Annotated in this window: 20 protein-coding genes, 1 tRNA gene, 1 pseudogene, 1 riboswitch and 1 other annotated feature; of the genes and pseudogenes, 1 reads left to right on the forward strand and 21 read right to left on the reverse strand. The window is 42.8% G+C overall.

Translation table 11 applies throughout. The features are described from left to right. Positions 1–65: 65 nt before the first annotated feature. The 20 genes and pseudogenes from leuD to ISX45_RS11615 form a co-directional block, all read right to left on the reverse strand. Entirely contained in the window at positions 66–659 is a 594-nt protein-coding gene (gene leuD, locus ISX45_RS11520; RefSeq protein ID WP_181554610.1) for a 3-isopropylmalate dehydratase small subunit, read from the reverse strand. Between the two features lie 15 nt (positions 660–674). Then, a complete protein-coding gene (leuC, locus tag ISX45_RS11525; protein ID WP_194519026.1) occupies positions 675–2,090 on the reverse strand; it encodes a 3-isopropylmalate dehydratase large subunit in 1,416 nt (471 codons plus the stop codon). Positions 2,091–2,180: 90 nt separating this feature from the next. After that, positions 2,181–3,296, reverse strand: a complete 1,116-nt coding sequence (leuB, locus tag ISX45_RS11530) for a 3-isopropylmalate dehydrogenase (RefSeq protein WP_194519027.1) — start codon at positions 3,294–3,296, stop codon at positions 2,181–2,183. Positions 3,297–3,311: 15 nt separating this feature from the next. Beyond that, the gene (locus ISX45_RS11535; RefSeq protein ID WP_181554613.1) at positions 3,312–4,859 is read right to left on the reverse strand and encodes a 2-isopropylmalate synthase; all 1,548 of its coding nucleotides are present in this window, start codon (positions 4,857–4,859) and stop codon (positions 3,312–3,314) included. Further along, on the reverse strand, positions 4,846–5,871 hold the full coding sequence (gene ilvC, locus ISX45_RS11540) for a ketol-acid reductoisomerase (RefSeq protein WP_194519028.1): 1,026 nt from the start codon (positions 5,869–5,871) through the stop codon (positions 4,846–4,848). Before ilvC ends, ISX45_RS11535 begins: the two co-directional genes overlap by 14 nt. 29 nt (positions 5,872–5,900) lie before the next feature. Further along, the gene (ilvN, locus tag ISX45_RS11545) at positions 5,901–6,419 is read right to left on the reverse strand and encodes an acetolactate synthase small subunit (protein ID WP_181554615.1); all 519 of its coding nucleotides are present in this window, start codon (positions 6,417–6,419) and stop codon (positions 5,901–5,903) included. Further along, positions 6,398–8,131 (reverse strand): acetolactate synthase large subunit, encoded by a 1,734-nt coding sequence (gene ilvB / locus ISX45_RS11550; RefSeq protein ID WP_181554616.1) that lies wholly within the window; start codon positions 8,129–8,131, stop codon positions 6,398–6,400. The genes ilvN and ilvB overlap by 22 nt, the downstream gene beginning before the upstream one ends. Positions 8,132–8,203: 72 nt before the next feature. Next, positions 8,204–8,467: a binding site (T-box leader), on the reverse strand. A gap of 22 nt (positions 8,468–8,489) precedes the next feature. Continuing rightward, positions 8,490–9,389 carry a branched-chain-amino-acid transaminase gene (gene ilvE / locus ISX45_RS11555; protein WP_194519029.1) on the reverse strand — a complete coding sequence of 300 codons (900 nt, stop codon included), beginning with the start codon at positions 9,387–9,389 and terminating at the stop codon, positions 8,490–8,492. Positions 9,390–9,663: 274 nt separating this feature from the next. After that, positions 9,664–9,737: transfer RNA gene (locus ISX45_RS11560), tRNA-Arg, on the reverse strand. A 226-nt stretch (positions 9,738–9,963) separates the two neighbouring features. After that, positions 9,964–10,473: a metallophosphoesterase family protein gene (locus ISX45_RS11565; RefSeq protein WP_181554618.1), complete on the reverse strand. Its 510-nt coding sequence runs from the start codon at positions 10,471–10,473 to the stop codon at positions 9,964–9,966. A gap of 6 nt (positions 10,474–10,479) precedes the next feature. Continuing rightward, complete coding sequence (locus ISX45_RS11570) at positions 10,480–11,085, reverse strand: XTP/dITP diphosphatase (protein WP_194519030.1); 606 nt, start codon at positions 11,083–11,085, stop codon at positions 10,480–10,482. Next, positions 11,082–11,855, reverse strand: a complete 774-nt coding sequence (gene rph, locus ISX45_RS11575; protein WP_194519031.1) for a ribonuclease PH — start codon at positions 11,853–11,855, stop codon at positions 11,082–11,084. The genes ISX45_RS11570 and rph overlap by 4 nt, the downstream gene beginning before the upstream one ends. Before the next feature lie 84 nt (positions 11,856–11,939). Then, a complete protein-coding gene (locus tag ISX45_RS11580; RefSeq protein ID WP_194519032.1) occupies positions 11,940–13,028 on the reverse strand; it encodes a GerMN domain-containing protein in 1,089 nt (362 codons plus the stop codon). Between the two features lie 99 nt (positions 13,029–13,127). After that, positions 13,128–13,922, reverse strand: coding sequence for a glutamate racemase (racE, locus tag ISX45_RS11585; RefSeq protein ID WP_194519033.1), 795 nt, complete (start codon positions 13,920–13,922; stop codon positions 13,128–13,130). A 9-nt stretch (positions 13,923–13,931) separates the two neighbouring features. Next, positions 13,932–14,371: pseudogene (locus ISX45_RS11590) on the reverse strand (MarR family winged helix-turn-helix transcriptional regulator). Between the two features lie 546 nt (positions 14,372–14,917). Further along, positions 14,918–15,142: a spore germination transcription factor GerE gene (gene gerE, locus ISX45_RS11595; RefSeq protein WP_181554623.1), complete on the reverse strand. Its 225-nt coding sequence runs from the start codon at positions 15,140–15,142 to the stop codon at positions 14,918–14,920. 128 nt (positions 15,143–15,270) lie between these two features. Beyond that, positions 15,271–15,738, reverse strand: coding sequence for an acyl-CoA thioesterase (locus ISX45_RS11600; RefSeq protein ID WP_181554624.1), 468 nt, complete (start codon positions 15,736–15,738; stop codon positions 15,271–15,273). A 55-nt stretch (positions 15,739–15,793) separates the two neighbouring features. Next, on the reverse strand, positions 15,794–16,555 hold the full coding sequence (gene sdhB, locus ISX45_RS11605; RefSeq protein ID WP_194519034.1) for a succinate dehydrogenase iron-sulfur subunit: 762 nt from the start codon (positions 16,553–16,555) through the stop codon (positions 15,794–15,796). 2 nt (positions 16,556–16,557) lie between these two features. Continuing rightward, positions 16,558–18,315, reverse strand: a complete 1,758-nt coding sequence (gene sdhA / locus ISX45_RS11610; protein WP_181554626.1) for a succinate dehydrogenase flavoprotein subunit — start codon at positions 18,313–18,315, stop codon at positions 16,558–16,560. A 35-nt stretch (positions 18,316–18,350) separates the two neighbouring features. Beyond that, positions 18,351–18,959: a succinate dehydrogenase cytochrome b558 subunit gene (locus tag ISX45_RS11615; protein WP_181554627.1), complete on the reverse strand. Its 609-nt coding sequence runs from the start codon at positions 18,957–18,959 to the stop codon at positions 18,351–18,353. A gap of 288 nt (positions 18,960–19,247) precedes the next feature. On the opposite strand from ISX45_RS11615, the gene ISX45_RS11620 reads away from it, so the two are divergent. Continuing rightward, positions 19,248–19,703, forward strand: coding sequence for a YslB family protein (locus ISX45_RS11620; protein ID WP_194519035.1), 456 nt, complete (start codon positions 19,248–19,250; stop codon positions 19,701–19,703). Positions 19,704–19,745: 42 nt separating this feature from the next. On the opposite strand, the gene ISX45_RS11625 is transcribed toward ISX45_RS11620, so the two are convergent. Then, entirely contained in the window at positions 19,746–20,969 is a 1,224-nt protein-coding gene (locus ISX45_RS11625; RefSeq protein WP_181554629.1) for an aspartate kinase, read from the reverse strand. Positions 20,970–21,069: 100 nt separating this feature from the next. After that, positions 21,070–21,248, reverse strand: a riboswitch (Lysine riboswitch). Between the last annotated feature and the right edge of the window lie 18 nt (positions 21,249–21,266).

The following is a 21,266-nucleotide window of genomic DNA, read 5'->3' on the forward strand; positions in this document are numbered from 1 at the left end:
TTCATGAAGGATACAAGTGGAAATAAAAAAGCTAACTCCGAAGCAGAGTCAGCTTTTGTCAAAAGTTACGAAACAGGATGATGCTTTTTCTCATATTCGATAATATATGGTTCATACACAAATGTTAAATCAATTTCATCCCAACCTTTCAGCATCAGCTGTTTTCGGTACGGGTCGATGTCAAACGTCCGATCAAATCCGGTTCCATCATATACGCGCTGCTCTTCAAGTGAGATCGTTAATTCGTAATCAGCGCGCACACTTTCTTGTAAAAGGTACTCGACGTCTTGTTTCGCTAATCGAATTGGCAATAGTCCATTTTTCAAACAGTTGTTATAAAAAATGTCGGCAAACGATGGCGCTATAACCGCCTTGAACCCGTAATCTTGTAATGCCCATGGGGCGTGTTCCCGAGATGAGCCACAGCCGAAATTTTCGTTTGCCACAAGAATTGTCGCACCTTGGTTCTCCGGACGGTTCAGTTCAAAATCAGGATTGAGCGTATGCTCGTTAATATACCGCCAGTCATAAAATAAGAATTTTCCGAATCCTGTACGCTCAATTCGTTTTAAAAATTGCTTTGGAATAATTTGATCTGTATCAACATTGGCACGATCGAGTCCAGCTACTTTTCCTTTATGGATTGTAAATGGTTGCATTCGTCTCTTTCCCCCTTAACGAACCGGCTCTGTTTGCAGTTTTCGAACATCAACAAATCGGCCATAAATCGCAGCAGCGGCAGCCATCACTGGGCTGACTAAGTGCGTTCTCGCCCCTTTTCCTTGTCTTCCTTCAAAATTGCGGTTGGATGTTGAAGCACATCGTTCTCCTTCCGGCACGACATCCGGGTTCATACTTAGACACATGCTGCAACCGGAATCGCGCCATTCAAATCCAGCATCGATAAAGATCTGGGCCAAACCTTCCTCTTCTGCTTTTCGCTTTACCTGTTGCGATCCTGGTACAACAAGCGCCCGTACACCTGGCGCCACCTTTTTTCCTTGCACAATTTGCGCGGCTGCACGTAAATCACTAATGCGCGAATTCGTACAGGAGCCGATAAAGACGTGTTGAATAGGGATTTCCGTCATCGGTGTTCCCGGTTCAAGCTCCATGTATCGTAAAGCAAGTTGCGCAGCCTTTCGTTCCGTCTCTGTCGCAAAATCTTCCGGGTACGGTACGGTTCCATCAATCGCTATGCTCATTCCTGGAGTCGTTCCCCACGTGACCATCGGAGCGATCGCAGCAGCATCGATTTCAATTGTTTTATCATATGTCGCTCCCTCGTCTGTCGCAAGTTGCCGCCAGCGCTCTACCGCTTTCTCAAACTCTTCTCCCTTCGGAGCATATTTTCGTCCTCGTAAATATTCAAACGTCGTTTCATCAGGGCTCACTAATCCTGCGCGCGCTCCTGCTTCAATCGCCATATTACAAATGGTCATGCGCTCTTCCATTGACATGTTGCGTATGACATCACCGGTAAATTCAATAATGTAACCCGTTCCAACGTCAACTCCATACCGATGAATAATCGCTAAAATGACATCTTTCGCCGTGACTCCTTCTTCTAACCGGCCGTTGACACGAATTTGCAATGTCTTCGGACGATGTTGCCATAGCGTTTGGGTCGCTAGCACATGTTCGACCTCACTCGTCCCGATTCCGAACGCAAGCGCGCCAAACGCCCCGTGTGTCGATGTATGACTGTCTCCGCAAACGATTGTTTTCCCCGGCTGCGTCAATCCTAATTCAGGCCCGATGACATGAACGATTCCTTGTTCGGAACTGTATAAATCGGCAAGCGCGATGGAAAACTCGCGACAGTTTCGTTCTAACGCTGTCATCTGGTTTCTCGCTACTTCATCTTCAATAACAAAGCGATTGACCGTCGGAACATTGTGGTCCATCGTCGCAAAGGTTAAATCAGGGCGGCGCACTTTCCGCCCTTTTTGCCGCAATCCTTCAAACGCTTGCGGAGAGGTGACTTCATGGACTAAATGCAAATCGATATATAGTAAATCCGGTTTTCCTTCTTCACGATAAACAACATGATTTTCCCAAATTTTTTCAATAATTGTTTTCGGTTTCACTCGTTCCACCTCTCTTACCAGAAATGTATGCTCATTATTTCACAACTAGCAATGATATAGCGGCGCACATGCTCTTGGCATGCGCAAGTATTAGGCATAGACAGCCATAATATTCAAAATTGCCCCATCATCAAGAATGGTCGCTTTAATTTCGTTAACCATTTCTTTCGTCGAAACGATGCGCTGGCCATTTCGCGCTACATCCGCTGTGCGATATCCTGATGTCAGCACTTGTTGAACCGCCTTCTCGATCGCTTTTGCTTCCTCATGCAGGCCAAAAGATAGGCGAAGCATCATCGCACTTGACAAGATCATTGCAATCGGATTCGCTTTATTTTGTCCAGCAATGTCAGGAGCAGATCCATGAATCGGTTCATATAAGCTCGGGCCGGATGTCGACAAGCTTGCTGACGGTAGCATGCCAAGGGAGCCGGCTAACATGGATGCCTCATCGCTCAAGATGTCGCCAAACATGTTTTCCGTCACAAGCACATCAAACTGTTTGGGATTACGAATAAGCTGCATCGCCGCATTATCGACAAGCATATGCTCTAACTTGACATCTGGAAAATCGCGGGCAACTTCCTCAGCGATTTCGCGCCACATTCGACTTGATTCAAGCACATTCGCTTTATCGACAGACGTCACTTTTTTTCGTCTTTTTCTCGCAAGTTCAAATGCGGTTGTCACAATTCGCTTGATCTCTTCACGTTTATAAAGAAGCGTATCCACCACTGTTTCTTCACCGTCTTCAACATGGCGACCGCTCGGTTTTCCAAAATACAATCCACCTGTTAGTTCCCTTACAATTAACAAGTCAACATCTTGAATGACCTCTGCTTTTAAAGGAGAAGAATCAATTAAGCTATCATAAAACTTCACTGGGCGTAAATTTGCGAACAAATTCATCTCTTTCCGAATTGCCAACAATCCCTTTTCTGGACGCAAATGCGGAGGATTTTGATCCCATTTTGGACCACCAACAGCTCCAAGAAGTACCGCATCGCTTTGTCGACACATCGCAAGCGTTTCGTCTGGCAACGGCGTTCCTTTTTGATCGATCGCTTCACCGCCAATGAGTCCGTAAACCAATTCAAATTGGTGATGAAATCTCGTGGCAACTGCTTGTAAAATTTCCACAGCTCCCTTTGTTACCTCTTTTCCAATTCCGTCTCCCGGTAATACGGCAATCCGATAATTTCCCATTTTGCTCCCCCTCCGTTATTTCATTGCTACTTTTGGATTTTCTACACGCATTTTCTCAATCATGAAAACGCGATTGACGGCATTAATGTACGCTTTCGCTGAGGCTTCCAGTACGTCTTGCGCAGTACCTCGACCGCTTGTTTCAATGTCATTGACACGCACTTTGACAAACACTTGCGCAAGCGCATCCCTTCCACTGCTGACTGATTCGATTCGATAGTCCAATAGTATAACGGACGTCTTAAAGCATCGCTCTAATGTGTTATACAACGCTTCGACGCTTCCTGCTCCCGTCGCTGCTTCTTGTATTTCGTTTTCTTGTCCGTCTTTCAATACAACAACAGCGGTTGGAATTTGGTTGGTCCCGTATTGGACTTGAATGGAAGAAAGTTGATAAAACTCTTTGAAATGATCAAATTTTTCTTCAAAAATCAGTGCGACTAAATCATCGTCCGTAATGTCTTTTTTCTTATCTGCTAATCCTTTAAAGCGAACGAATAATTTGTTAATTTCGTCCTCAGACAATGTATATCCAAGCTCTTCCACACGATTTCGCAATGCATGGCGGCCAGAATGTTTTCCTAACACCATCGAGTTCGATTGAACACCGACAAGCTCCGGCGAAATGATTTCGTATGTCGTTTTTTCTTTTAATACGCCATCTTGGTGAATCCCCGATTCATGAGCGAAGGCGTTTTTGCCGACGATCGCTTTGTTCGCCGGAATTACCATTCCTGTCAATTTGCTGACCAAATTGCTTGTTCGTTTAATTTCTTGAAGGTTGAGACGCGTTGCGGCTTGATAATAATCTTTGCGAATATATAACGCGACTGCTACTTCTTCTAATGCAGCGTTCCCTGCTCGCTCACCGATTCCGTTAATCGTTCCTTCGACTTGGGTTGCGCCATGTTCAATCGCCGCTAATGAGTTCGCTACTGCCATTCCTAAATCGTCATGGCAATGAGCAGAAAGAGATACTTTTTCAATATTCGGAATATTGTTGGTTAAAAAGGCGAAAATTTCCCCATATTCTTTCGGGGTAATATACCCCACTGTATCAGGAATGTTAATCACATTCGCTCCTGCTTTAATCACTTCCGAAATAATTTTCACTAGAAATGGAAGTTCGCTGCGACAAGCATCTTCCGCAGACCATTGAACAATCGGAAAATAACGTTTTGCATACTTCACTGTAGCTACTGCTGTATCAATGACTTGTTCTGGTGTCATGCGCAATTTATGGAACATATGAATCGGGGATGTTGCAATAAACAGGTGAAGACGTGGTTCTGCTCCGCCTTTTAACGCTTCCCATGCAGCATCGATGTCGCTCTGTACCGAGCGAGAAAGCCCGGTAACAGAGCATGTTCTGATCGTTTCCGCGATTTGTTTTACCGCTTGAAAATCACCTTTTGAAGCAGCTGGAAATCCCGCTTCAATAATGTCAACTCCGAGACGTTCGAGCTGACGAGCAATCTCCAATTTTTCTTGTAAATTCAAATTCACTCCGGCTGATTGTTCACCATCACGCAATGTTGTATCAAAAATGTTAATTTTTCGCACTCGAAACCACCACGTCTTTCTGTTTTGCCTTTACAAACGGCATCATGCTTCGCAACTGGCGACCGACAATTTCAATGAGGTGCTCTGTTTCACGTCTGTTAATCGCATTAAATTCTGGACGGTTCGCTTGATTTTCTAAAATCCATCCTTTCGCAAACTTGCCGGTTTGAATATCATGAAGCACTTGTTTCATCTCTGCTTTGACAGAATCATTAATGACGCGCGGTCCAGAGATGAAATCACCCCATTGTGCCGTATCAGAAATCGAATGACGCATCCAAGAAAGACCGCCTTCGTACATCAGGTCTACGATCAATTTCATCTCATGCAAACATTCAAAATAAGCGACTTCTGGTTGATAGCCTGCTTCTACGAGCGTTTCAAATCCCGCTTTAATCAGCGATGTTAATCCACCGCATAATACCGCTTGCTCACCGAATAAATCTGTTTCTGTCTCTTCTTTAAACGTCGTTTCTAGCACTCCAGCTCTTGTTGCACCGATCGCTTTTGCGTAAGCAAGCGCCGTTTCTCTTGCTTCTCCTGTTACATCCTGATAGACAGCAATTAATGCTGGTACACCAGCTCCTTCTGTATAAGTGCGGCGAACTAAATGTCCCGGGCCTTTCGGAGCGACTAGAAACACATCGACATGATCCGGTGGAACAATTTGATTGAAATGAATATTAAACCCGTGAGCAAATACTAGTGCATTTCCCGGCTGTAACTCCTGCTCAATTTCTTCTTTGTATACGTCTGGTTGTTTTTCATCCGGAAGCAATACCATCACAATATCGGCTTCTCTTGTTGCTTCACGAACGGTCCGAACTTGAAATCCATCCTTTTCTGCTTGTTCCCATGATTTTCCTCGGCGAAGCCCAACGATAACATTTACTCCGCTGTCACGAAGATTCTGAGCATGAGCATGGCCTTGAGAACCATATCCAATAATCGCAACTGTTTTGGTCTGTAAATATTTTTCGTTTGCATCTCCGCTATAATAGACTTTTGCCATAGTAAATCCTCTCCTTTTATTTGTTAAATTTAAATGATGAAAGCTGTTTTATAGGATGCGGCTGTTTTTTGTGAGCCGCGTGTAAACGCGGTTGTTCCTGTTCGTGCTACTTCTTTAATTCCATAAGGTTTTAATAAATCAATGAGAGCTTCTACTTTTTCCGGTTCGCCTGTAACTTGAACAACAAGACTGTCTCGGCTCACATCGACAATTGAGGCGCGGAACGGTTCAATGAGCGTATAAATTTCTTGGCGCAAGGCCGGCGTGACAGAAACTTTAATGAGCGCCAATTCCCTAGCCACAATCGCTTGATCGGTAATATCATTCACTTTCAGCACATCAATCTGCTTGTTTAATTGTTTGGTAATTTGCTCTGCTGTACGCTCATCTTCTACATTCACGACAAATGTCATCCGTGAAACCCCTTCTGTTTCTGTATGCCCAACGGTAATACTTTCAATGTTGTAATGGCGTTTTGTAAATAGTCCAGTAATGCGATTCAGTACGCCGGGACGATTATTCACCGTCATTGTAATGATTCGTCGCATGGTTTCACCCCCACCATTTCATGCAATCCTTTTCCTGGTGCGACCATCGGGTACACATTTTCATCAGCTGTGACGTGAAAATCTAACAGTACAGGTTCATCAAGCGAAAATGCTTGTTTTAATATTTCACAGGCCTCTGCTTCTGTTTTTGCACGAAATCCTTTCATGTTGTAAGCCTCTGCCAGCTTGACAAAATCCGGCTGGTTTGGAATGAGTGAGTGAGAATACCGTTTTTCATAAAAGATTTCCTGCCATTGACGAACCATGCCGAGCGACTGATTATTAACGATGATCACTTTAATCGGTAAGTTCAATTCCCGAATGACGGACAACTCTTGTAACGTCATTTGAAATCCGCCGTCACCGACAATCGAAATGACCGTAGCGTTTTTGTCTGCTAATTGAGCGCCGATCGCTGCCGGAAGACCGAATCCCATTGTTCCAAGTCCACCGGAAGTCACCCAGCGATGCGGCTTATTGAACTTATAATATTGCGCCGCCCACATTTGATGTTGTCCAACATCGGTTGTAATAATCGCTTCCCCATTCGTAAATTCGTAAATCATTTCGATCAACTTTTGTGGTTTGATTGTTTGCACATCATTTTTGTAATAAAGCGGAAATTGTTTTTTCCATTCATTTAGCTGAGCGAGCCAAGCCGTTGTATCCGCCGGTTTTCCTTCTTGATGAATCAATTCTTTTAACGCTTCTTTCGCATCGCTGACAATCGGAATTTTCGTCGGAACGTTTTTGCCAATTTCTGCTGGGTCGATGTCAATATGGGCGACAGTCGCGTTTGGAGCAAAATATTTTAAGTTTCCAGTCACGCGATCATCAAAGCGTGCGCCGATATTAATGAGCAAATCACATTCGTATAGAGCCATATTCGCGGTATATGTGCCGTGCATGCCTGCCATTCCCAGAAACAATGGATGGTCAGCCGGAAATCCTCCTAATCCTAACAACGTATGAATGACTGGAATATGCTGTTGTTCTGCGTACTGTTGCAACTCTTTCGAAGCGTTGGCATGCAGAACACCTGCTCCTGCTAAAATGACTGGCTTTTTCGCTTGGCTAACCGCTTCGACTAACTTGCGAATTTGCAAGTGATTCGGATGAATCGTCGGCTGATATCCCGGCAAATGAATCTCTTGCTCGTAATCAAATTCCCCTTCCATCGTTGTCATGTCTTTTGGAATATCGATTAACACAGGACCTGGCCTGCCAGTTGTGGCAATATGAAACGCTTCTTTAATGATTTTTGGCAACTCTTGAATATCACGGACTTGATAGTTGTGTTTCGTAATCGGCATCGTAATGCCAACGACATCCGCTTCTTGAAAGGCATCGGAGCCGATGACATTGGAAGCAACTTGCCCGGTAAAAACGACAAGTGGTAACGAATCAATCATCGCATCCGTTAATCCTGTCACAATGTTTGTGGCTCCGGGACCCGATGTGGCAATAACCACTCCCGGTTTTCCAGAGATACGCGCATATCCTTCCGCAGCATGAATCGCTCCTTGCTCATGACGCGTTAATACATGAAATACCCCAGAACTATACAGTTTGTCATAAATCGGTAATACTGCCCCGCCGGGATACCCAAAAATCACTTCCACGTTTTCGGCCTTTAATGCCTCAATCAGCATTAATGCTCCGCTCATTTTTGTCTTTTGCGCCCGTTTTTCCTCTACTTTCATATTTGCCATGCTTCATCCTTCCTCCCCATTTTCTAAAAACCATTAAAAAAACCTTTTCGCCCCATCATGACCTTGTCAGGTCAAAGGGGCGAAAAGGTTTCCTTTCCGCGGTACCACCCTTCTTCGTGGCCGTATGACCACCTCATGAGCGTCCGCTGAACAAGCGGCCGCTCTTTTTAATAACGAGTGAAGTGTGTTTCACCCGGCCAACTCTACTAGTTTTGTTACGTTCAAGTTGGCACTCGGAGGTGAGTTCATCAAACGGAGGCATCACCGGTTTTCAGCTCCCCCGGCTCTCTGTAGATACCCTTGCCGCTGACTACTTATCCTCTTCAACGCTTTTTCCTTCTATATTTGTCATGGTGCATTATCCAACGTTTGCATTCGGTTGATATACTTTAACTCCTTCAGAAACGACGCGCTGTCTGAACGCTTCAAGCAATCGCTTCGTATGCTGTCCGGGTACTCCATCGCCAATGACGCGACCGTCAACTTTCACAACCGCAATCACTTCAGCTGCTGTTCCTGTTAGAAAGACTTCGTCCGCCGTATACACATCATGGCGAGTAAACGGCTCTTCTTTAACAACATAGCCAAGCTCACGGGCAATATCTATAATCGCATCACGTGTAATTCCTTCAAGAGCCCCAACGTATCCAGGCGGCGTATAAAGAACACCATTCTTGACGATAAACACATTGTCACCCGATCCTTCTGCCACATATCCTTGATCATTTAACATTAACGCCTCGCTCACATTTGCCAAATGTGCCTCAATTCTTACAAGGATGTTATTTAAATAGTTCAGCGATTTGACTTTTGGACTGAGAACGTCTGAACGGTTTCTTCTTGTTGGTACTGTCACCACTTCAATCCCTGTTTCATATAAATGTTTTGGGAAGATTGCCAATGGCTCGACAATGACAACAACTTGAGGTTTCTGACATTTGTACGGATCAAGTCCTAAATCACCGATACCTCTTGAGATAACAACGCGAATATATGCGTCTTGAAACTGATTTTTTTGAACAGCTTGAACAATGATGTCCGTCATCTCTTCTTTTGAGTAAGGAATTGTTAATAAAATTGATTTAGCGGAATTATAAAGGCGGTCAATATGTTCTTGCAGACGAAAAACATTGCCGCTATAGACACGAATTCCTTCGAACACTCCATCTCCATACAAAAAACCATGATCATATACAGAAATTTTGGCGTTTTCTTTTGTGACAAATTCACCGTTTAAAAAAATCCATTGTTCACTCAACGTTTTTCCCCTCTTCCCTTGCTAAGTGAGCCCTCTTTGTGGGTGTACTGTTTTTATTCTTTTGATTTATTTGAAAATTATAATAATCCCAAAACAAAGGAGAGTCAATACTATTTTTTGAATATTTAGATTCGTTAGACTATTTGTATACGCTTACATTACGATGAAATCAAGGGATGAGCTAGCGAGAAAATTTTTTATGAAAAGGGGAAGCAACATTAAAAGATCTAATAAAAAGCCTTTCTTTCCTAAGTAAGGAAAGAAAGGCTTTAAGCGTCCCAGGAGAGATTCGAACTCCCGACCGACGGCTTAGAAGGCCGCTGCTCTATCCAGCTGAGCTACTGGGACATGATATTCAATGTACGAAGTAGTCTCACCGCATTTCGTCCCGCTTCCTCTCAGAAAGATGATTCAAGAAGCAGTTTAAGCGGTACGATGTAGCTATCTCTCAGGGAGGGGATTCGATCGTGCTTTATCCAGATGAGTTACTACGACGTTCCAAAGACATTTTTTATTATAGGGGAGCATCTCTATAAAGTCAAGATATAAAAAGGAGCGAGAGGTCATTTCTCGCTCAAAATGTGAATGATTTTGTTAAGGATGATACTTCTTGTCCATTGATGTCGTAAAATTGCACCGTTGCCTGTCCGTTGTCCATTTGCAACAAAGCATATGTTTTTTCTTTTCTCATCCGCGGCAGGGCAATGCTCCCAGGGTTAATGAAGAGAATATCATGAATCATCTCTGCCCCTGCAATATGGGAATGCCCAAAACAAACAACTTTTGCTCCCGTTTCTTGAGCACGATAATATAGGTTCATAAGCGTCATTTTTACATTATAAAGATGACCATGCGTAATAAAAAAGCGAACTCCTTGAATCTCTTCTATGCGTTCTTTTGGAAATTCGGTGGTAAAATCACAATTACCTCGAACATACAAAAAACTTTCCAATTCTGCGCAATCTGCTGGTAGTTCGGAATCACCACAATGAATCAATGCGTCTACTTCGTTATGATATCGTTGTTTGATTTCGATTAACTCTTTGGTCAATCCATGGCTATCGCTTGCAATGAGCACTTTCATTTCTCTTTACTCCCCGTTATTGATAATTTCATTCCACTGCTTTTCTAGTTTAGCTAGAGCATTGGCGCGATGGCTAATTTCGTTCTTTTCTTCCTTTGTCAATTCCGCCATCGTTTTTCCTTTTTGCGGAACATAAAAAATTGGATCGTATCCAAATCCATTTTCTCCTCTTGGCTCTTCTGTAATATATCCTTCACACGTTCCCTCAACTACGACAGTGCGACGGTGAGGCATGGCTACAGCTAGCGCACAATGGAAGCGAGCCGTTCTCTTTTCCAACGGAACTTCTTTGAGCTCCTCTAATACTTTGGCAATGTTGGCTTGATCATCTTTTTCCTCGCCAGCATAGCGTGCCGAATACACCCCAGGTCTTCCGCCAAGCGCATCAATCGATAATCCAGAATCATCCGCAATGACCATTGTATGAAAATACTCTGCCATCGTTTCCGCTTTTAATATCGCGTTTTCGGCGAATGTATGTCCCGTTTCTTCCACATCCGGACAATGAGGAAAATCTAATAAAGATTTTACCTCAACTCCTTTTTTCGCAAGTAATGTTTGAAATTCCTTTGCTTTTCCCGCATTTTTCGTCGCAATAATGACTTCTTTCATGCTTCTTTCACTCTCTCCTCTGTGCTCATTTTGGCACCAATTTGTTCTGCTAATGATCCCAATATTTCCTTTTGAATATCGATAAGTTGTCGAATTCCTAGTTCTGCTGTCTCTAATAGCTCGTTTAATTGCTCGCGTGAAAACGTTGCTTCTTCTCCTGTTCCTTGAATTTCAACAAAATGGCCTGCCCCCGTCATGACGACGTTCATATCTACTTCTGCTTGCGAATCTTCAGCATAATTTAAATCAAGAATGACACCGTGTTGCGGATCGATTCCCACTGATGTAGCAGCAAGAAAATCGGTAACAGGAATCTCCGCCAATCGTTTTTCTTCTACCAATTTTGCAAACGCTAGTACCATCGCAACAAATGCTCCCGTAATCGACGCTGTACGCGTACCACCATCCGCTTGAATAACATCACAATCAATCCAGATCGTCTTCTCTCCAAGTTTTTCTAAATCTACGACAGAACGAAGCGCCCTACCAATAAGACGCTGAATTTCCATCGTGCGTCCAGAAACTTTCCCTTTGCTTGATTCACGTACATTTCGTTGCTCTGTGGCACGTGGTAACATCGCATATTCGGCAGTAATCCATCCTTTTCCCCCACCACGCATAAATGGCGGCACTTTATCATCAATGCTCGCCGTACAAATGACCTTTGTATCCCCAACCGTAATAAACACAGAGCCTTCTGCATGTTTAATAAAATGCGTTTCAATATGTACTGGCCGCAGCTGTTTGTTTTCTCTTCCATCGACTCTCATGAAAAAGCCCCCTTAATGAAGTGCACAATATAAATAGAAAGAGGTGGCGTGATAGCCTACCTCTTTTTATATCATAGTATAGCATTAAAAACTACCTGTATTCACATTTTCTGGTCTTGTCACCGGCTCGGAAAGTGCTTTTCCGTCTTCTTTCACAAGATTCGCTTTGCCGTTGACGGTAACCGCCACACTTTCAACACCTTTTTGTTCAGTGAGTGAAAGAACAAGTGAATTTAAAACATGATCGGAAATGACATTTTTCTTATTGCTTCCGTAAATGGCATCGTTAAAGTTCAACGTAACTTTCCCGTCTTCGTATTTTGGCTTTCCTACTAACTGTACATCCGGTTGAAAATCGCTCACAAGTCCATCTCCATAACTCGGCCCCTTAATCAACTCATTGACAACAGCGACAATATCATCTTTTTCTTTATTCGAAACGCGCCGTGTAACCGGCACATAGTAAGTATGTTCCCCTTGTTGCGCCAAAAAATAGACTGTAACCGGGTGAGTATTCGTAATGTCGACAACTCCGCTTGTATCCATGTTAATTCCATCTTCACGGCTTACGCCATCTTGAATCGGCGTTTTATTCACTGGCATGACGGTTTGGTCATAACCATTAATGCGAATTTTTACTTTCTTAACATTATCGAATTGCGTTAATGTCCATGTAATGGCTTGCAAAATTTTCTTTTCATCTTCCGGTTTATAATTAGCAAACTCCGGGGAAAAATCAGCAATAATGGTCCCATCTTTTTCAAGCTTGACTCCCAGTACTCGCGTATCCGCCGGCAGTACGGCTCGGAACCCGTTCGGTAATAGTTCAGAAACAGGTCCGCCTTCGACCAAATATTCTAACGCTTGTTTTGCAACGGCATCTGTTTTCGGTAACTCAAGTGTTTGTGGAACAACGAAGCCGTTTTTATCAATTAAATACAGCTCTCGTTTGACAGTCTCGGTCGCTTTTTGTTCTTCTTTTACCTCCCCTGTGCGGTCTCCCTGTTTTCCAGTTGATTGCTGCAGCGATTTTCCGTCTTCTAAATAGCTGACATCCTGTGGTGGGTCAATCTCTTTCACTGCCTTATCTTTTCCAAACAATCCGCAGCCGCTAAGCAATATCGCTGAAGTAATTACAGATGCTGCAAGTTTTAACGTTCGGCGATTGAACATGGCCTTTCCCTCCTACTTATGGTTTGTACTACTATGTATACGAGCCTTTTAGAAAAATAGAATAAAAAAATCCTTCAGCTAAATTGCTGAAGGATTTTTTTACAGTTCGATCGTTTTGACATTTTCGATTGGTTTTCTAAACCATTTTGAAGCAATTTTTTGAAACAATTCTTTTGGCCCTGTTGTTAAGAAGAGATGCTCGTTATATCGCTTTCCTGTATGCAGCAAATGACTATGGTGCAAAATCGCGCTTACCTCGCGGGCCGTTTCATCACCGGAACAAATTAATTTGACCTTTTTTCCCATGTACTCTTTAATTAATGGACTTAATAATGGGTAGTGAGTACATCCTAAAATAAGAACATCAATGTCGCTTGATTTTAAAGGTTCAAGCGATTCGGCAACAATTTCTTTTGCCTCGTCCCCTTCGAAATTTCCGCTCTCTACAAGCGGAACAAATTTCGGACAAGCTAAACTTTCAACATGAACTCGATTGTTGATAGATTTGAGCGCTTTTTCGTATGCACCGCTTTTCACTGTACCAATCGTACCAATAACACCGATATGCTCGTTTTTCGTCATTTTTAATGCTGCCCGCGCTCCCGGATGCACCACACCTAACACAGGAATATTCAATTGTTCACGAATCTCTTCTAACACAACGGCCGTAGCCGTATTACAAGCGATAACGAGCATTTTGATGTCGTATTGTAATAAATAATTCGTCATTTCCCATGTAAATTGACGAATCTCTTCTTCTGGACGCGGACCATATGGACAACGTGCTGTGTCTCCTAGATAAACAATTTGTTCCTTTGGCAACTGCCGCATAATTTCTTTTGCGACAGTAAGTCCTCCAACTCCTGAATCAATAACACCAATTGGTCTTTCCAAGTGATCGCCTCATTCTTTCTTCATTTCTTGATGTAATTTTTTTAAGCTTTTTTCTAAAAAGACAATCTCTTCTTCTGAAAAACTTTCCAGTACTTGTGCTAAATCATGTTGTCGCTTTTTAATGACTTCTTCAATAATTCGTTCACCTTCTTCAAGAAGATGAATTCGCACCACCCGTCGATCATGTTTGTCTCTGACTCTTGCTACTAATCCATTTTTCTCCATTCGATCCACTAAGTCAGTTGTTGTACTGCATGCCAAATACATTTTGTTCGATAATTCACCGACAGTCAAGTCCCCTTCTTCTAACAGCCACTGTAAGGCAACAAATTGAGGGGAGTAATCGGATATTGCGTTAGAATCTCTCGTCCTCTCTGCTTTAACTCTGCAGCGATAAAACGCAGCAATTTTTCAACTCTACAACAGCAGCTTTTCGCCCAAATTGGGATGACATACGATCTCCCCTATAACCGCGCACGCATTTATTATTGTTTACTTTTTTTTATGAAAATGCAAGCAACATGCACTATCTTCATTTTACTACACTTTGCTGCATAATCAATGACAAGAGAGCAAGCTCCAAGTGTTCTCCTCTCTAGAGAGAAGGTTAGAGAACTGACCGCAGAGCCAGACCAAACGACAGAGCGAAGCGATTTTCCAGATACTGCGCCTGCAATGCCTCGGCCCATGTCAGCGAAGAAGTTGATTCAAGCAGTTGACACGTTGGCAACTGAGCTAAACTGTTCTTCTCAAAAAAGAAAGATATACATTCTGATATGACAAAAAGCAAAGACCCGATGGCCTTTATCTGCGCATACATGGAGCGTAACATTTCAGCCTTCTACTCCCCTGCATAAGTAGATCACTAACTATTTAACTTTAATGAAATCATTGACAAATTAAAACATGCCTTCATTCATTAACAAAATTTTTGCGGCTTGATCAGTTAACAATAATAAACCGGCTACCTTAAAAGTAAGGTTAGCCGGCATTTCCTATAGTTCAAGTTCCCCCATTCGAAGCAATTCAATGACCGCTTGTGAGCGCCCCTTCACTCCGAGCTTTTGCATTGCGTTCGAAATGTGGTTACGAACTGTTTTTTCACTAATAAACAGTTCACTTGCAATCTCTTTCGTTGTTTTATCTTGAACTAATAATTCAAACACTTCTCTTTCTCTTTTTGTGAGTAACGGCTTTGATTGAAATGATTTCTCCTTCAATTATTGTAACCCTCCTTGCTTTAGCCAGACCTGAACAACCGGATGGGTATTATTCACCATATAATATGTAAAACGGAGGGTTACGGTGACAGCAATTCGCTTATCTACTAGAAAAATAGGTACTTTATCTAAAAAAACGAAACGACTTGTGACTGCTGTAATCGTTGTCTCATCTCTTCATTCCATGGAACACTTCTTCCCGTTCTTTTGTTAATTTGCACAAGCGCTCCTCGACCGACAAACACAATCTCTTTGTTGTCTCTTTTCGCCATATAATGAAAATCGACCGATGAACGACCGATTTGGTGCACTTTCACGTATACGTAAAGCTCATCATTAAAAAAGACTTGCTGTAAAAAGTCGCACTTTAGATCAGCGACTACTGGAATTTCTTCCGATTGTGCACTTGTCCATTGCCCCATAAAACCGATACGTTTTAAAAATTCAGTTCGCACCTCTTCAAAATAAATAAATGGGACTGTATTGTTTAAATGACCAAACATATCTGTTTCGCAAAAGCGCACTTTGATACGATGAAAAAAGGTAAAGGATTGCTGCCATTCTTCCATGTTACCAATATAATCAATGTTCTTCATTGAATTCCCCCTAACAAAAATCCTCTTCATGGGAGCCCATGAAGAGGATCAGTAGTTATACCTCGTCGCTTCCGAAAAAGTTGCGGAACATTTGGATCGTTGCTTCACGGTTTAATGCGGCAATTGATGTCGTTAATGGAATGCCTTTTGGACAAGATTGGACGCAGTTTTGCGAATTACCGCAGTTCGCAAGACCACCATCTCCCATAATGGCTTGTAACCGTTCCGCCTTATGCATCGCTCCTGTTGGATGAGCATTGAACAACCGTACCTGAGAAAGCGGTGCTGGACCGATAAAGTTCGATTTGCTGTTGACATTCGGGCATGCTTCCAAACAAACTCCGCATGTCATACATTTAGAGAGTTCATACGCCCATTGTCGTTTCCGTTCCGGCATGCGTGGACCAGGACCTAAATCGTACGTTCCGTCAATCGGAATCCATGCTTTCACTTTCTTCAATGAATCAAACATACGGCTGCGGTCCACTTGAAGGTCGCGAATTACCGGAAATGTCCGCATTGGCTCTAGACGAATCGGCTGTTCTAATTTATCGATAAGGGCTGTACAGGATTGGCGTGGTTTCCCGTTAATGACCATCGAACAAGCTCCGCAGACTTCTTCTAGGCAGTTCATGTCCCAAGTAACCGGGGTCGTTTTTTCTCCTTTAGCATTTACCGGATTGCGACGAATTTCCATAAGCGCAGAAATGATGTTCATGTTCGGACGATACGGAATTTCGAATTCCTCTTCGTATGGCGCAGAATCAGGACGATCTTGTCGAGTGATAATGAGGCGAATCGTTTTTTTCTCGCTCATGATTATTTCACTTCCTCTTTCTTTTTCGTATAGTCGCGTTTGCGTGGCTTAATTAACGACGTATCTACATCCTCGTAATGGAATGCCGGCCCATCTGGTGTAAAACGAGCCATCGTTGTTTTGAGCCACTCTTCGTCATTGCGCTCTGGAAATTCTGGTTTATAGTGAGCACCACGGCTCTCATTGCGGTTGTAAGCCCCTAACGTAATGACACGTGCCAATTGCAGCATGTTGTATAACTGACGAGTGAAAGATGCCCCTTGGTTGCTCCATTTTGCAGTGTCGTTAATGTTAATATTTTTATAACGCTCCAGCAACTCTTGAATTTTTTCGTCTGTTTTCAAAAGCTTGTCATTATAGCGAACAATGGTGACGTTATCAGTCATCCACTCGCCAAGTTCTTTATGAAGAACGTAGGCATTTTCTGTTCCATCCATTGACATAATATTGTCCCATTTTTCTTCCTCTTGTTTCAAATAGCGGTCGTATAATGAAGATGGCATCGCATCGGACGACTTTTCTAATCCACGAATGTATTCTACCGCTTTTGGACCCGCGACCATACCGCCGTAAATCGCAGACAACAATGAGTTTGCACCTAAACGGTTCGCTCCGTGCATCGAGTAATCACATTCTCCGGCAGCAAACAAGCCTTTAATATTGGTCATTTGATCGTAGTCGACCCATAAGCCTCCCATTGAGTAGTGAACAGCAGGGAAAATTTTCATCGGGACTTTTCGTGGGTCTTCGCCCATGAATTTCTCATAAATCTCGATAATTCCACCAAGCTTCACGTCCAATTCTTTTGGATCTTTATGGGAAAGATCCAAATACACCATGTTTTCTCCATTAATGCCAAGCTTTAAATCTACGCACACATGGAAGATTTCCCTTGTAGCAATATCGCGAGGCACTAAATTTCCATAAGCTGGGTATTTCTCTTCCAAGAAATACCACGGTTTACCATCTTTATATGTCCATACTCGTCCACCTTCACCGCGAGCCGATTCGCTCATGAGGCGTAATTTATCATCCCCCGGAATGGCAGTTGGGTGGATTTGGATAAATTCACCATTCGCATAGTAAGCGCCTTGTTGATAAACAATCGAAGCTGCTGAGCCTGTATTAATAATTGAGTTTGTCGATTTTCCGAAAATGATTCCAGGTCCGCCTGTGGCCATAATGACCGCATCTGCAGGAAACGCTTTAATTTCCATTGTCGTTAAGTTTTGTGCGACGATTCCGCGACAAATTTGTTCATCATCTAATACAGCAGATAAAAATTCCCATCCCTCGTATTTAGTGACAAGTCCGGCTACTTCGTGGCGGCGCACTTGCTCATCGAGCGCATAAAGCAGCTGTTGCCCTGTCGTTGCTCCCGCATATGCAGTACGGTGATGCTGCGTTCCACCGAAGCGTCGGAAATCCAATAATCCTTCAGGCGTACGGTTAAACATGACTCCCATGCGATCCAACATGTAAATAATGCTTGGAGCCGCTTCACACATTGCCTTCACCGGTGGCTGATTCGCTAAAAAGTCACCGCCGTATACAGTGTCATCGAAGTGCTCCCATGGAGAGTCCCCTTCGCCTTTTGTATTAACTGCACCGTTAATCCCACCTTGAGCGCAAACAGAGTGAGATCGCTTTACTGGCACAAGCGAAAACAGCTCAACTGGCACACCCGCTTCCGCGATTTTAATGGTTGCCATTAGTCCGGCTAAACCGCCACCAACTACTATGATTTTTCCTTTTTTCATCGTGACTCACTCCCTAAAAGATTGCTAGTTGTGGATTAAGCGAATGCTAAAATGGCACGAATGCCAACGATGGAAAGCGCAACAAAAATCACCATTGTCACATATGTAAATACTTGTTGTGAGCGAGGACTCACTGTCAATCCCCAGCTTACACAGAAAGACCATAAACCGTTTGCGAAGTGGAATACTGTCGAAATAATCCCTACGATATAAAAAGCAAGCATGAATGGATTATCAACAATATTCGCCATCATTTCATAATTGACTTCTGCTCCAAACGCAGCTTGTACACGCGTCTCCCATACGTGCCACGTGACAAAAATAAGAGTAATAATCCCTGTTAGTCGTTGCAGCATAAACATCCAGTTGCGGAAATAACCATAGCGACTGACATTGTTTTTTGCCGTAAAAGCAATATAAAGACCATAAATCGCATGGAACAATAACGGAAGAAAAATAACAAATATTTCTAAAAAATAACGAAACGGCAAATTCTCCATAAAACCCGCCGCGCGATTAAAGGCATCCGGTCCTTTTGTCGCAAAATGGTTCACTACTAAATGTTGTACTAAAAAAATTCCAACTGGAATGACCCCTAACAGTGAATGGAGTCGACGGTAAAAAAACTCGCGATTTCCTGCCATATATAAACCCCCTTTAGATAGTGACAATGAAAATAGTGCATTCCCCATCCACGAAATCTAGAACTTCATGATTAATAGAACTGTAAATGCTTCCATTTCCATTAATCATGCGTCACATTCATTGTACTCCCACAATGTAGAAGCGTCAAGAAAACGAGTTCATAAAATGTTCAATCATTCGAAAATTACAACAATATTTTTTTATAAAATTACTATTCCCAAAGTAAGAAATATGATGCACGTTTTTCCCCATTTAGCTATAATGTTGGTTAGAAAGAGGGGAAGTATGTGAAACAATTACCGTTAGAAAAGCAATATGAATCGTTGCAACATCTTCATATTTCTGGGTTCGGTTATGAACTGATTCGCGAAGTTCTTCTTCCTGATTTGTTAGGAAAAGAGACTCCTAATATTTTATATTGGGCTGGAAAAAACTTGGCACGCCGCTATCCACTAGAAACATTCGATGACGTGATGTCGTTTTTTGACAAAGCTGGATGGGGAACGCTAACCGTTATAAATGAACGCAACGATGAACTTGAAATTGAGTTAACCGGAGAGCTTGTGACGACACGATTGGCGCTCAACGAAGAATGCACGTTTCAATTAGAAGCCGGTTTTCTTGCTCAGCAAATCGAACAGCAAAAACACTGTGTTGCTGAAGCATACGAACAACCAAAAAAGCGAACAAAAAAAGTTGTGTTTACGGTGAAATGGGACCGTAAAGACGAAGTGATGAAATAAGAAGCCTGCAACATGCAAGCTTCTTATTTCATTTCTCTTTATTTATGAACGGATTGGTACCTTTTCTTCATCGAGTTGAAACGCTTCGTGTAACGCTTCCACTGCTGAAACCATGTTTGCTTCCTCAACCACCGTTGAAATTTTAATTTCCGATGTGCTTACCATTTTAATCTCAATTCCGCGCTCTGCTAATATTTGAAACATTTGCGCAGCCACTCCCGGATTGGAAATCATGCCGGACCCAACGATAGAGACTTTCGCTAAGTTGCTTTCATACTCGACTTTCGCTCCTTCCAGCGATTGTAATACTTGTAATGTTTCCTTTAAATCTTCTGTTCGAATTGAAAACGAAACAGACGTTGTCTCAGCACTTGTCACGCTTTGAATAATGATATCGACATTAATTCCACGGTTCGCTAATGCGGTAAAAATCGTTGGTAGTGTATGTAATCCGCTTGCGAGCCCTTGAACAGTAACTCTTGTAACTTGATCTTCAAATGCGATACCTCTCACGATTAAATGTTGTTCCATTGAAACTTCCTCCTTTACAATCGTGCCTCTCTCATTTTCCATACTCGAACGCACTTCTAGCGGCACTTGATAGTTTTTCGCAAATTCAACGGCGCGTGGATGCAATACCCCGGCTCCCAAATTCGCTAACTCAAGCATTTCGTCGTATGAAATCGCTTGGAGTTTTCTTGCTGTTTTCACATAGCGCGGGTCGGTCGTAAATACGCCGGTCACATCGGTATAAATGTCGCATTTTTCCGCTTGTAACGCCGCTGCCAACGCGACCGCCGTTGTATCGGAACCACCGCGTCCGAGCGTCGTAATTTCTCCATTTTCTGTTACCCCTTGAAAACCTGCAACAATGACAATCGCCTCTTCCTCAAGATGGCGACGAATACGCGCTGTATCAATATTGATAATGCGCGCATTGCCATGAATCGCTTCCGTAGTTATCCCTGCTTGCCATCCAGTCAAGGAAATGGCTTTATATCCTTTTTCATGCAATGCCATCGCTAAAAGTGCGATGCTCACCTGTTCTCCTGTCGAAAGAAGCATATCCATTTCTCGTTTGCTTGGCTGCTTGGAAATTTGTTTTGCCAACTGAGCAAGCTCATCCGTCGTTTTTCCCATTGCAGACACAACAACAACAACTTGATTCCCATTTTTTGCTTCTTCTACTACTCGATTCGCTACGTTTTGAATACGTTCAATTGAACCGACTGATGTTCCACCAAACTTTTGAACAATGATAGCCATTCTCCTCATCCTTTATCCTGAAATAATTCGGTATAGAAATAAAAAACAGCAATGAGAGGTCTCATTGCTGTGCATAACGAAAAAATACGTTCGCTTTACACAGTGAGATAGCTCTCCAAGATGAATCATCTTGACAGTCCTACATTTCTTAAACGCAGGACCAGCGAAAAAAGCAATGAGACTTTTTTCGCTTCGGCGACGCTCCCCTTTCAACATTCGTCTTCGGAACTCATTTTCCTCAGAATGCCTACTCTTGAAGTTCGCACCTCTATCTTCACTTCAGCGCTCGGAAGTGTA

This window comes from Thermaerobacillus caldiproteolyticus (assembly GCF_015326725.1).
Taxonomy (GTDB): domain Bacteria; phylum Bacillota; class Bacilli; order Bacillales; family Anoxybacillaceae; genus Thermaerobacillus; species Thermaerobacillus caldiproteolyticus.

What these genes read in the sequence shown, in the direction of transcription:
- ISX45_RS11615 (WP_181554627.1), bottom strand. Translation starts at nt 18,959, where the DNA reads ATGGCAGGAAATCGCGAGTTTTTTTACCGTCGACTCCATTCACTGTTA.
- ilvC (WP_194519028.1), bottom strand. Translation starts at nt 5,871, where the DNA reads ATGGCAAAAGTCTATTATAGCGGAGATGCAAACGAAAAATATTTACAG.
- ISX45_RS11600 (WP_181554624.1), bottom strand. Translation starts at nt 15,738, where the DNA reads ATGAAGAACATTGATTATATTGGTAACATGGAAGAATGGCAGCAATCC.
- ISX45_RS11625 (WP_181554629.1), bottom strand. Translation starts at nt 20,969, where the DNA reads ATGGCTATCATTGTTCAAAAGTTTGGTGGAACATCAGTCGGTTCAATT.
- ISX45_RS11580 (WP_194519032.1), bottom strand. Translation starts at nt 13,028, where the DNA reads ATGTTCAATCGCCGAACGTTAAAACTTGCAGCATCTGTAATTACTTCA.
- ilvB (WP_181554616.1), bottom strand. Translation starts at nt 8,131, where the DNA reads ATGGCAAATATGAAAGTAGAGGAAAAACGGGCGCAAAAGACAAAAATG.
- ilvN (WP_181554615.1), bottom strand. Translation starts at nt 6,419, where the DNA reads ATGCGACGAATCATTACAATGACGGTGAATAATCGTCCCGGCGTACTG.
- leuD (WP_181554610.1), bottom strand. Translation starts at nt 659, where the DNA reads ATGCAACCATTTACAATCCATAAAGGAAAAGTAGCTGGACTCGATCGT.
- leuB (WP_194519027.1), bottom strand. Translation starts at nt 3,296, where the DNA reads ATGGGAAATTATCGGATTGCCGTATTACCGGGAGACGGAATTGGAAAA.
- sdhA (WP_181554626.1), bottom strand. Translation starts at nt 18,315, where the DNA reads ATGAAAAAAGGAAAAATCATAGTAGTTGGTGGCGGTTTAGCCGGACTA.
- ISX45_RS11570 (WP_194519030.1), bottom strand. Translation starts at nt 11,085, where the DNA reads ATGAAAGAAGTCATTATTGCGACGAAAAATGCGGGAAAAGCAAAGGAA.
- rph (WP_194519031.1), bottom strand. Translation starts at nt 11,855, where the DNA reads ATGAGAGTCGATGGAAGAGAAAACAAACAGCTGCGGCCAGTACATATT.
- sdhB (WP_194519034.1), bottom strand. Translation starts at nt 16,555, where the DNA reads ATGAGCGAGAAAAAAACGATTCGCCTCATTATCACTCGACAAGATCGT.
- ISX45_RS11565 (WP_181554618.1), bottom strand. Translation starts at nt 10,473, where the DNA reads ATGAAAGTGCTCATTGCAAGCGATAGCCATGGATTGACCAAAGAGTTA.